Below are 11,686 nucleotides of genomic sequence, written 5' to 3'. Positions count from 1 at the left end.
GTTGCATTTACAGGGGGAAGTTGTGCGCAGTCAGCGGATATCGACCCGTATCAGGGGAGAGGGGGCGTTGTCGACAAAGTGGTGCCAGATATGGTCGTAGAGCGCCTTCTGGCCAGGGAAACTCACCAGCGCCTTGGCCTCGGCCAGGGAACACCAGCGATAGTCTGTGTGCTCATTGTTGAGGGTCACCGCCTGATTGGGCGGGCAATAGACCACAAAGACCGGTACCACCTCCACCGTATTCAAGGCGGCATCGTAAAACTGCTCCAGATACTGGCCGTTGTAGAGTTCGGTGCCCCGGATCCCCGTCTCTTCGCCAAATTCCCGAATAATGGTCTGCCAGCCGGTTTCACCCGTCTCCACCGTGCCTGCCACATGACACCAGAAGCCCCCCTTGACCCGTTTCATCACCAGCAATCTGGTTTCGCCATCGACAGTGGTAAGGGCAACGCCAGAGACGGCCTTGCAGCGAATGGGGATCATGATCTTCTCTCAGGATTTGGGCTCTGTGATAGCCACGAACAGTGTGAAGGCGTGTTAATTGAAATACGCCTCGGCGGGCAGGCCCATGACCTCTATTTCATTCAGGCCATTTTTGGCCAGATAGTTGGCCACCAGATTGAACCCCACCCAGTAACCGGCATATTTGGGAAATGGCCGGTTATCACGGCAGTAGAAAAAGTCTAAATAGTTGAACTGCTTGCTGGATAGATGGGGCGTCATCTCTGCCAGGAGCGATTGCCAGTCATGGTGATGAGACTCCTTGAACAGCGAGGGGAGGGGGCCGCCATTGAACCTCTGCTCAAAGTAGCAGGCCAGCCCTTCAAAAATCAGGTTTTCGGCCAGTGTTTCTGCTTCCACCTTGTTCTTCTTTTGCACGATATGGTGGACTTCGTGGGCCAGCACGGCAGGCAATTCGGTGATGATCACCTCTTTGATATCAGGCCGTTCCAGATCAAGCTGGAGTTCTATTCGATACATGTTGATGGCCCAGCCACCGATACCCGAGTCGGGAGCATCCCCCTCGGCAAAAGGACTGAAGGTGACATCCAGTTGGGAGAGATCGAACAAGGTATTCAATTTGTGCGCCGTCTCGGCAAAAACGTGCCTAATGGTGTCATCGAGCCCATCGAATTTGCCCGAGTCGTTTAACAGGGTGAGTTGCATCCAGACATCCTTGTCTATTGAAAGAGAGTGCTGAGCCACTTGCGTGGTCGCGGCGCCATATCACCACGATTACCCTTCTTCAATCAAGGGGTTACCCGCCCATTATGCTTGCCGTCTGGATCGCCTCGATCAGTGCAGCCCGGTTGATGCGAGGGCGCTCGCCATCGAGCAGTTGCTGCCATAGCGCAATGGCCTGACGGTAGCGACCATGCAGAAAGTGATCGGAGGCGAGCAGCATCAGGGCGCTCACTTCCCCCGCGTCCTGCTTGAGGGCGCTCTCCAGCAGGCGGGTTGCCTCGGGAGTCAGCTGCTGGCCCGCCTGATAGTAGAGCACGGTGGCTTGCGCGGCTTGGGTCGCCGCGCTGGCGCCCCCCTCCAGCAGAGCCAGACGCTGGTAGGCGAGCAGGGCGTTGTCATATTCGCCGCGATAGAGATAGAGCTGGCCGAGCGCCGCCCAGCTGTCGAGATCGGCGGGGTTGCGTTGAAGCTTCTGATGCAGACTCCCCAGCTCCTTGTCTTGCAGATCCCGCGGGCTCAACCCTGCCAGCGGATCAGGACGGGATGCATAATCCTGCCATGCCTGATAACGGCCGGTGCTGAGATAGGCAGCGGCCACGGCTACGAATGTCATGATACCAAGCAGCAACAAGGCCTGCCCGTGCCGGTTATTGCGGCCGCGATTGTCATGCTGGCTGGCCAGTTGCGCGCGCAGGGCCAGCTCAGCCGCCGGGATGGCGTTGGCCAGGCGGGCGGCGCTTAGCTCCCTGTAGAGTGGCTGGTCGGGGGAGAGGCCTGCCTGCTCCCCGTGCATGATCAGCAAATTCAATTCGCTGCGCGGGTCGGCGGCGGGTTGAGGGGGGGCCTCAACGATGGCCTTAACGGCAGGGATGGGTTGCGCCTTTGTGCGCGTCAGGCGGCGAAACAGGATCAACAGCGCCAGCCCCAACAGCAGCAGGGGGCCGCCCCACAGTAGCGCCGTGCTGCTCTTGAAGGGGGGATCGTAGCGGACGAAATCACCGAAGCGCTCCGTCATGCGGGCGATCACCTGCTCATCAGACTGCCCCTCGTCCACCCAGCTGTAGACCTCTAGCCGCAGATCCCGGGCGATGGGGGAGTTGGACTCCACCAGGTTCTGGTTCTGGCACTGGGGGCAGCGCAGGGCGCGGGCCAGCTCTTGCGCCCGATTTTGCAGCTCGGGATGGCGAAATTGATAGGTATCGACCCCGCTGGAATATGCAGTTGCACTCAGCAGCATGCCGAGGGCCAGCAGGGCGCAAGCAAGAGAACGGCACATCATGGCTGTGTCTCCCGAGCTGATGTTGCAATAGACGGCGCAATAGATGGCGCAATCGCGGGTGCCATTGTGGCGGCCTTTATCTGCGCATCCGCTCGCGCCTTGTCGAGCAGGGGGGCAAACTGGCGTTGCCAGATCCCTTTGGTGAGTTCGCCGGTGTGGCGGGCGAGCAGGGCACCATCGGCATCAAACAGATAGGTCTCTGGCGTGCCGTAGACGCCGAGCTCAAGAGCCAATTTGCCGTCAGGGTCGGCCAGTACGGCGCGATAGGGGTTGCCCGCCTGGATAAGCCAGGCGCGGGCCGCATCCCCCTTGTCCCTGTAGTTGAGACCGTAGAGGGGCACGGTGCCCGCGAGCTCGCTGAGCAGCGGATGCTCGGCGCGGCAGTTGGCGCACCAGCTGGCCCAGACGTTAATGACAAAGGGCTCGCCCTTGAGGCTGGCAGTCTGGATCGGACTCCCATCCAGCAGATTGTTGCTTTGCCACGCAGGCAGGGTACGGCCGAGCGTCGCCTCATCCTGGCTGTAGGGATTGTTGCCAAGGCCGAGCCAGAGCAGGATGCCGAGGCTCAGGGTAAGGAGCAGTGGAAGAAAGAGGCGCAGGCGGGATCTCATAACGCCTCCTGTTCGAGCCGGGGATGGGAGGCGCCAACCACAACGGGGCGGGAGGCGAGCAAGGGGTGACGGGCGAGCAGGCGCAGGGTGCCGCCCGCCATCATCAACAGGCCGCCGAACCAGATCCAGCGCACCAGCGGCTTGTAGTGCAGCCGCATGGCATAGGCATCTGGTCCCATCTTCTCACCCAGTACCACGTAGAGATCGCCGAACATTCCCCACGCGATGCCGGGTTCGTTCATGTTCATGGTGCGAACGCTGTAGTGGCGCCGCTCCGGCGTCAGCCGCGCCACCTCTTTACCGTTCTTGTGCACGCTAAGCGTGATGCGCTCGGCGGTGTAGTTGGGGCCGATCACCGGCTCGCGCCCCTCATAGCGAAACTCGAACGCGCCGAGCTGGTAGGGTTGGTTGGCACTTAACACAGTGCCCCCCTCCTGACTGTGGTGACTCACCTGCGCGATGCCAAGGGCGCACACCGCCACCCCGAGATGGGCCAGCAGGCTGCCGAACCGATGGAGGGTGAGCTCGCGCAGCGACGTCGGTTGCAAGAGCGGGAGCAACAGACTGGCCATCAGCCAGAGGCTCACCATATTGGCGAGGATGCCAATCCAGCTACCGGAAAACGATCCCTGTTCCAGATAGGCAAGGCTAAGCAGCCCGCCGCCAAGCAGGCCAAACAGCGGCGGTAACAGCGCGTTGAGTCGGGAATGTGCCGCAAGCTGCTGCCAGCGCAGGCGCGGCAGCTGGGTCATCAGCGTCATCAGGCAGAGGGCCAGCGGCACGAAGATGGTATTGAAATAGGGGGCGCCCACCGAGAGCGAACCCAGATGAAGCGACTGGAACACCATGGGGTAGAAGGTGCCGAGCAGCACGCTGGCGCAGGCCACGCAGAGCAGCAGGATGGCGGCGCCGAGCAGCCCCTCTTTTGACAGCAAGCCAAAGCGGGCATAGGGAGCGCGAATGTCTGCGCGCAGGGCAAACAGGGTGAGGGCGCAGGTCAATAGCAAACCGAGCAGCAACAAGAGGGTGAGGCCGCGGCTGGGGTCCACCGCAAAGGCGTGCACCGAGGTGAGTACCCCGGAGCGCACCACGAAGGTGCCGAGCAGGCTCAAGGCGAAGGTGAAGATGGAGAGTAACAGCACGGCGTGGCCGTAGGCGCCGCGCTTCTCGCAGACAATCAGGGCGTGCAGCAGGGCAGTGCCGAGCAGCCAGGGCAAGAGGGAGGCGTTTTCTACCGGATCCCAGAACCACCAGCCGCCCCAGCCGAGCTCGTAGTAGGCCCACCATGAGCCCAGCACGATGCCGGCGGTGAGAAATACCCAGGAGCCGAGCGCCCAGGGGCGGCTCCAGTGAGCCACGGCGCCATCGAGCCGACCCGAGTGCAGCGCCGCCATGGCGAAAGCGAAGTTGACCGCAAAGCCGACGTAACCGAGATAGAGCAGGGGCGGGTGGATGATAAGGCCGATATCCTGCAGCATGGGGTTGAGGTCGCGCCCCTCCAGTGGTCCCGGGAATTGGCGGTCAAACGGGCTGGAGAAGATCAGGGTATAGAGGCCGAACAGGCCGACGATCAGCCCCATGATGGCCAATACCCGGGTTGTAATAAGCGGATCGACCCGCCTGGAGCAAAGGGCCACCAGAGCGCCCCACAGCCCCAGCGCAAAGACGAAAAAGAGCATGGAGCCTTCATGGCCGCCCCACACCGCCGCCAGCTTGAAGCCCAGCGGCAGGGCACTGTTGGCGTGCTGGGCCACATAGACCAGGGTAAAGTCATCGAGGCCAAAACAGCCGGCGAGCAGCAGCAGGGCGGCCAACAGCAGGAGCGCGACCAGGAGGGCCAGCGGTGTTGCGCAGCCGAGCAGCGGCCGTGAGGCGAGCCGCAGCCCCAGCCAGGGCAGCAGCCCTTGCAGCAGGGCGAGCCCGGTCGCCAGCAACAGTGAGAGATAGCCGAGCTCCGCCAGCACACAACCTCCAAATGCAATTAGAAATTAATTGAATTAATTACAAATTTCAGTCTTTCAACTCAGGCCCAGAAGGCGCTTCTGAGTAGACGTGGAACGTTTCCACAATGGTGCTTTGAGGAAACTCGCCTTTGAAATAGATCCAATGTTCGTCATCCGAAGGGACTGAGGGGGTATCAAGGCAATCATTGACTCGATAGATGGTTACGCCAGCTTTCTTTAATTCTGGGATGGACATTCGGATGACATGGCCGTTGGCAAACCTTCCATTTCCCAAGGCATAGCGTTTGGCTACTTCAAAATGCGGGGTTGTCGATATCCCTCCAGTTGGTTCACCATTCCCACCGTATTCGTGTGAGTGAATGCTATTGGTGATAGAGAGTCCGCATGTGAAATCTGAGTCTCCGCATTGAACTCTGTCATCACCAAACTCAGCGCCTTGCTCTGGATCATCCGATAGCGATTTGGGAACCATGGCATCGGTCACTGTCATATGGCAGTTGAACCCTCGATAAAGAAATTCCAACGTTGTTATCCCCATTTAGATTTCACTTGCGAATCAACGAGCCAGCGCCAGTCACCCGAAGGTGGCTGGCGCTGGTGATCATACCTTTAAACTACAGTCATCTGGCCGGCATAGAGCACGAAGTAGCGCAGCAGCAGGATCCCCACCAGAGTCAGGCTGCAGACCAGCACCAGATGGCCGTTTCGCTCCCGCAGGGGCGCCGGGGTCAGCAGAGCCAGCAGCTGGGGCAGCAGCATGCCGATGCCCACCACCCCGAGCCAGAACACCTGAGCCCAGAAACCGCTGCCGATGGCCGCCCACATCGCCACCTCTTTCTGGCCGCCACCGAAGTAGAGGCCGGTAAAGAAGCAGACCAGCAGCAACACCTCCACCGCCAGCACCGGCCGCTCGAAGCGATGCACGAAGCTCACCCCTTGGCTGTGATGGTTCTCCTTGAAGAGCGTCACCGCCAGCAAGATGGTGGAGGCGATGCCGGAGCTGATACCGGATACCAGAAACAGCACCGGCAACACCGGGTTGTTCAACAGCGGATAGGTCTTGAGGGCTGACAGCAGAAAGCCGGTGTAGGCCCCCAGTAGCACGGCGAGCAGCAGCAACAGCGGTGCCAGCAGCCGTTCGATGCGGGCGAGCCAGCCAATCAGCCCATCCACAAATGCGAACTTCTCTTTCAACAACCGGCTGCGCATTGTCTCGATCTCGGTGCGAAACACCACCGCCAGCCAGGCGAACAGCACCGCCATATAGAGCTGAAACAGCATGACCCCCATCGACATCACTGAGTCGAACTGGTAGTGGAACATCAGCTTCCAGAAGGTCCAGGGGCGGACCAGATGTAAGATAAGGATCAGTAACCCCAGGATCACGCTCGCTGGCGCCAGAATGGCGGTCGCCTTGATGATGCCGCTCTCGCTGCCGGCCCCCTTGCGGCGCAGCAGCACCGAGAGGGTGGTGGCCCCGGCGGAGATGCCGAGCAGAAAGAGATAGATGGCTATGGGCCAGTCCCAGACAAGGGAAGGGAAGTGAAATGCATCATGCCACATGGTCCATTCCTCCTTCTGTGACTGCGGTAGATAGCGATCGGGCAAATCCCCAGACAAGGGAGGGGAAGTGAAATGCCGCTTGTATGGTCATGACGTTATCTCCCCTTTGGGCACGCGGTACATCTTGGGGGAGGTGCCGAGCGCCTGCTTGTAGCGATAGGTGGTCTCCTTCACCAGCCGTTGGGCGATGGGGCTGTCCGGGTCATCCAGATTGCCGAACACCAGCGCCTTGGTGGGGCAGGATTCCACGCACGCCGGCTCCTTGCCTGCCGCCAGGTTGGTCTTGCGGCAAAAGTCGCATTTGTCCGCCACTCGGGTGACCGGGTTGATAAAGCGCACCTGATAGGGGCAGGCGGCGAGGCAATACATGCAGCCGACGCAGAGATCCGCGTCGACATCGACGATGCCATCCTCCTTGCGAATATGGGAGGCGCCGGTCGGGCAGACGTGGACGCAGGGGGCGTTGTCGCAGTGCTGGCAGGACTTGCGAAAGAAGCGGTACTCGGCGTCGGGAAATTCCCCGATGGGGCCTGAGCGGATGATCTCGAGGCGCGAGACCCCTTCTGGCACTTTGTTCACTTCCCGGCAGGCATCCATGCAAGCGGTACAGCCGATGCAGGCCGTCTCATCGTGGATCATGCCATAGCGGACCCCGTCTATGGTCTGGCTGTGGGCAAGGGGGGTGGCAAGGGTGCGAGTCGGCCCCGTCATCATGATAAGGGCCCCTGCGCCCATGCCCGCCATAAAGTCACGGCGAGAGCAGCTCATGATGCCTCCTTGCCGGTAGCCGGTTTGGACTGCTCCTGCCGGGCCTTGCTGGCCTCATGTTGCTTGCTGTGGCAGTCGACGCAGAGCTTGATGCGGGATTTTTCCGGGATCGCCACCATGGGCTCCTTGGCCGGATGCAACTGGTGACAGCTGGTGCAGGTGAGCTTGGTGGCGTGCACGTCGTGGGCCCAGAGCGCCTCGCGCAGCTCTTTAGGCTCGTGGCAGCTCATGCAGACTCCATTCTGCTCGCTGATGGGATAAAGCTTGATGCTCTCTTTATCCTTCAGGCTGTGGCTGAAGCGCATCACATCCTTGACCCCTTCCCGGTGCTGGGGGGAGGGCTGGCCGTGGCAGTTGGTGCAGGTGACAGGTGCCAGGTTGTTGGGATTGGTCGCCTGACCATGCTTGCCGTGCATCCCTTCGCTCTGCTCCTTGTGACAGTCGGTGCAAGCCTTGTCGGGATTGCGTAAAAATTCCACCTCATGTGTAGCTGGAACAGGGGCTGCTGCCGGCTCGGCCGCCTGACCCTGCAGGCTGGTGAGCAGCATGGCTGCCATCAGCATCAGTCGTAAAAAATCCATCGTTAAATCACCCATAGGAAGCCTCCATCCGCTGAGGGCCCGACTTGGCGCCGGACCCGCAGGCGCCGTTACTGTGCCAGCCGTCCGGCTGCTTTGGCCTCGGCATCCCAGGCGGGGACCGTGGTCTTGAGGAATTGGGCCTTGTCGCTGTTGAACTGCTTCATATCCATGCCAAGGGCGGCTTGCGCTTTCTCCTTGGTGGAGATGTCGGGGATGGCGATCTCGTGGCTGATCCCCTTGCTGGCCAACAGGCGCGCCAGCTTGGTGCGGGCGTCAGCGGCTTTATCCAGCGCGCTGCCAAGTACCTTGAGGGCCACTTCGGGGGCGTGCATCTGCACCCCGTGGGATGCGATGGCGTAGTCCCAGCGCCACTGGGCGTGACGGATGTCCTGCAGAATATCCTTCATCTCAGCCTCGGTGGCGCCGGCATCCCAGGCCGCCTTGGCTTCAAAGTGGGCGTGTACCAGCTGCTTCTCGACCTTCAGCTTGGTTTCGATTACCGCCTCTTTGCGCTGTTTGACAATCCCTTGCAGCATCTCCTTGCTCTGGGTGTGGCAGTTGCGGCAGGTCTGCTCGAAGCGATCGAAGGGGTTACCCACCTTGTGATCGGTGTAGACCTTGCCCTGCTCGTTCTGCACCTTGGGCATGTGGCAGTCGACACAAGCGACGTTGTTCTGGCCGTGAATGCCAGCGCGCCAGGTCTCGTACTCGGGATGCTGGGCTTTCAGCATGGGGGTCTTGGAGAGGGCATGTGTCCAGTCGGCAAAGCCGATTTCATCGTAATAGGCCTCCATCTGCTCCACCGTGGTGCCCTTGTCCCAGGGGAATTTGACCGCCTTGGTGGGGCCGCTGAAGTAATACTCCACGTGGCACTGGCCGCACACCTGAGACTGCTGATCAAAGCGCCCCTGCTCCTTGAACGGCTTGCCGATGGCTGTCATGGCCCGATCGGCATAGGGACGGGAGAGGTGCAGGGCAGGTTTGCCCTCCTTGAACTCTTTCGAGGCGGTGTCGTGGCAGTCGGCGCAGCCGATGGTGTTGACTACTTCCGGCCCACCTTTTGCCCACATCCCCTTGAAGTAGCCATCCTCACCCTTCTCGTCGATGACGCGGGCCACATCCGGGCCTTTGCAGCTCCAGCAGGCCATGGGCAGCGGACCATCTTCGGCGGTCTTGGGGGCGCCGGTGCGCAGGGTTTCGCGCACATCGGTCAGCGCATAGAAGTGACCGCGTGGCTTGTTGTAATCCTTGGCGAAGGGGTAACCGCCCCACAGCACCACCATGTTGGGATCTTCCGCCAGCGCATCGGTGCGCTCCTTGCTTTCGCTGGTGGCTTGCCAGCTGGTGAACTGATCGGCGTGATCCTTGGCGAACAGCTCGCTGCGCGCCTCTATCTTGCCATTGGTGGTTGCGTCATCAGCCAGTGCCCAGCCGCTGGTGCCAAGGCTGGTAGTCAGCAGCAGGGTGGCGAGGCCCAGTTTGATATGCCTGTGTTGTGAACCCACGTTTATCACTCCCAGATAAATGTTTTGGTCTCGTCTGACCCGTTCCATCTTGGTGTGGATCTTCCCCCCGTTGGGCGGGGTGGGCAGACATTCGCTTGCGGGTGAATAAAACCGCGCAATATATGATTGCTCGAGGGTTACCCTAACAAATAGGTAAATTTAATGATGATTTATCGGAGGGAGAGTTGTGCCAGATCAATTGGCGCACAGGATTGATCGCTGAAATGAGATCTGGATTAAATTTTATGGAAACTCAACTTCTTGTTAACTGCCGAGCATTCGATGGCAGGCGTTTGAACGGTACAGTTGCGTACTGGCACTTTTTGCTGCTGATCCTGATTGCTGCCGTATTGTTCACATATTCTGGCAATGTCTTATGCTAATAATTGACTGAATATGCAAGTTTGCGGTGTTGTGGTGTGAGCTTTTGACCTTCGGATTATGATCCATTTATTGAAGCTGCAGTGGATTTATCGTCAAACGACAGAAATGGTCACATGAAGTCTGATAGACCTATTAATAAAGGTGCTGTAATTGGGTTCATCCAAATCTCTTTTTATTAAAAAGGGCCTGTTAGATGCACAATCTTGTAAGTTATGGCCATTTTATGGCAATCATTGTCGAAAATAGCGAAAAGACCCACTTAGTCTGGTGCGGTATGATTATTGAACAGACAAGTACCCTGTAGGTACTGATGTTGGTGGTTAAGGTTTTGCTGGAGGTTGTATGGCTGAGTTGCAAATTGAAAAGTCCACGGTGATCTCCCAACTCGAGGGTTCCGTGTTTGTCATCAGTGCAGATGGATCTGTCATACGAGCAAAGGTGGGGATGGCATTGCAGCCGGGGGACCGCCTGCAAACTGCCCAAGGGGGCCACTTTCAACTAGCCGAGCCGGGCAGTGAGCCTGCTGGTGAGCAAGATATGGCCGCCCAACCTGAGCCCGCCACACCTGCTGCTGATGGGCAACCGGCCGATCCGGAACTGGCCTCGTTGCAGGAGGCGATCCGTCAGGGTATTGACCCGACAGAGCAGTTTCAAGCGGCGGCCGCCGGTAACGCAGCCGCTGCGGGCAATATCGGTGGTGTAGCAGGTTCCAGCTCGGGTGGATTTGTGGTGGTCGATCGTACCAATGACGCCACCCTGGCCGAGGCCGGTTTTGATACCGACCATGCGGTGCAACCTGTTGGCGATGAGCAGCTGTTTTCCGAAGAGCGTGATTTCTTTGCCGCCATCACCATCACCGAGCCCCAAACAAGCGACAACATTATCAACGCCGATGAAGCGGCTGGTGTCATCATTCGTGGTGTGGTGGATGATGTGGAGGTAGGCCAGCCAGTCACCGTCACCCTTATCGATCAGGCGGGCAATTCACTGACGGTGACGACTGTGGTACTGCCCGGCTTGGTGTGGGAAGCCAATTTTGGCGATGTGACCGGCAAGCTGGTGGATGGCCCGTTGCAGATTGTGGCCAATACCCAGGATCAGGCTGGCAACAACGCCAGCGACACCGGACAGACTCTGCTCGATACCATCACCACGATTACCCTCGATCTCGCCGATGAGAGCGACACCGGCGCCAGCCAGATCGATGATCTGACCCGCGACAATACCCCGCTGCTGCAAGGGAAGGGGGAGCCCGGCGCCACCGTAACCCTGAGCCTTGGCGGCAGCGTGCTCAGCGTCCTGACGGTGGATGCCGCCGGTAACTGGCAATATCAGCTGCCGCAGACCCTGGCCGATGGCCAGTACCAGTTTCAGGTCAATTCCGTGGATATTGCCGGCAACCGCGCCAGCGATACCCTCGTTATCAATGTCGATACTCAGGCCTTTATCGATATCGATGATCTCGATACCACTGCCCTGTTTGGCAACAGCAGCGCCACCCTGAGCGGTTCCACCAGCAATGTGGAAGCGGGTCAGAGTGTCACCATCACACTTGTTGACAGCAATGGCCAGCCGCTGTTGACCACCTCGGCACAGGTCGGGGCCGATGGCCGCTGGCAGGTATCAGGTCTTGATCTCTCCGGTATCAATCAATCCTTTGAAGTGCGTGCCAGTGTCACCGATCTGGCGGGCAACAGCGCCAGCGATGGTGCACCGCTGATCGGTCTGAGCGAAACCCTGACGCTCTCCGAAGCCGGATTGGCCGGTGGCCCGATCACCACGACCGGTAGTCTAAATACCGGTGCTGGCCAGGATGGCAATCTGCAAGTCCAGTTCGCCGCTGATC

At 59.5% G+C, this 11,686-nt stretch carries 11 protein-coding genes; 1 reads left to right on the top strand and 10 read right to left on the bottom strand.

The features are described 5' to 3' along the window. Positions 1 to 30: 30 nt before the first annotated feature. The 10 genes from AB5Y92_RS01920 to nrfA form a co-directional block, all read right to left on the bottom strand. A complete protein-coding gene (locus AB5Y92_RS01920; RefSeq protein ID WP_368225339.1) occupies positions 31 to 483 on the bottom strand; it encodes an NUDIX pyrophosphatase in 453 nt (150 codons plus the stop codon). Positions 484 to 537: 54 nt separating this feature from the next. Next, on the bottom strand, positions 538 to 1,167 hold the full coding sequence (locus tag AB5Y92_RS01915; RefSeq protein WP_368225337.1) for a DUF2268 domain-containing putative Zn-dependent protease: 630 nt from the start codon (positions 1,165 to 1,167) through the stop codon (positions 538 to 540). Between the two features lie 91 nt (positions 1,168 to 1,258). Continuing rightward, on the bottom strand, positions 1,259 to 2,464 hold the full coding sequence (nrfF, locus tag AB5Y92_RS01910) for a heme lyase NrfEFG subunit NrfF (protein WP_368225335.1): 1,206 nt from the start codon (positions 2,462 to 2,464) through the stop codon (positions 1,259 to 1,261). Continuing rightward, positions 2,461 to 3,075: a DsbE family thiol:disulfide interchange protein gene (locus AB5Y92_RS01905; RefSeq protein ID WP_368225333.1), complete on the bottom strand. Its 615-nt coding sequence runs from the start codon at positions 3,073 to 3,075 to the stop codon at positions 2,461 to 2,463. The genes nrfF and AB5Y92_RS01905 overlap by 4 nt, the downstream gene beginning before the upstream one ends. Further along, the gene (gene nrfE, locus AB5Y92_RS01900) at positions 3,072 to 5,039 is read right to left on the bottom strand and encodes a heme lyase NrfEFG subunit NrfE (protein WP_270906056.1); all 1,968 of its coding nucleotides are present in this window, start codon (positions 5,037 to 5,039) and stop codon (positions 3,072 to 3,074) included. The genes AB5Y92_RS01905 and nrfE overlap by 4 nt, the downstream gene beginning before the upstream one ends. 46 nt (positions 5,040 to 5,085) lie before the next feature. After that, the gene (locus tag AB5Y92_RS01895; protein WP_368225330.1) at positions 5,086 to 5,562 is read right to left on the bottom strand and encodes a hypothetical protein; all 477 of its coding nucleotides are present in this window, start codon (positions 5,560 to 5,562) and stop codon (positions 5,086 to 5,088) included. An 86-nt stretch (positions 5,563 to 5,648) separates the two neighbouring features. After that, positions 5,649 to 6,602 carry a cytochrome c nitrite reductase subunit NrfD gene (nrfD, locus tag AB5Y92_RS01890; RefSeq protein ID WP_368225328.1) on the bottom strand — a complete coding sequence of 318 codons (954 nt, stop codon included), beginning with the start codon at positions 6,600 to 6,602 and terminating at the stop codon, positions 5,649 to 5,651. Positions 6,603 to 6,689: 87 nt separating this feature from the next. Beyond that, positions 6,690 to 7,370 (bottom strand): cytochrome c nitrite reductase Fe-S protein, encoded by a 681-nt coding sequence (gene nrfC, locus AB5Y92_RS01885; RefSeq protein WP_368225326.1) that lies wholly within the window; start codon positions 7,368 to 7,370, stop codon positions 6,690 to 6,692. Then, entirely contained in the window at positions 7,367 to 7,966 is a 600-nt protein-coding gene (gene nrfB, locus AB5Y92_RS01880) for a cytochrome c nitrite reductase pentaheme subunit (RefSeq protein WP_159143806.1), read from the bottom strand. Before nrfB ends, nrfC begins: the two co-directional genes overlap by 4 nt. Before the next feature lie 53 nt (positions 7,967 to 8,019). Further along, positions 8,020 to 9,462, bottom strand: coding sequence for an ammonia-forming nitrite reductase cytochrome c552 subunit (gene nrfA, locus AB5Y92_RS01875; RefSeq protein WP_120414650.1), 1,443 nt, complete (start codon positions 9,460 to 9,462; stop codon positions 8,020 to 8,022). A 720-nt stretch (positions 9,463 to 10,182) separates the two neighbouring features. Between nrfA and AB5Y92_RS01870 the strand changes: the two genes are divergently transcribed. After that, the coding region (locus tag AB5Y92_RS01870; RefSeq protein WP_368225323.1) for a retention module-containing protein at positions 10,183 to 11,686 on the top strand (1,504 nt) is incomplete at its 3' end.

Source organism: Aeromonas sp. R1-1 (genome assembly GCF_040908495.1).
Taxonomy (GTDB): domain Bacteria; phylum Pseudomonadota; class Gammaproteobacteria; order Enterobacterales; family Aeromonadaceae; genus Aeromonas; species Aeromonas veronii.
The sequence above is the reverse complement of the archived record's forward strand: the minus strand, read 5'-3'. Positions and strand labels throughout refer to the sequence as shown.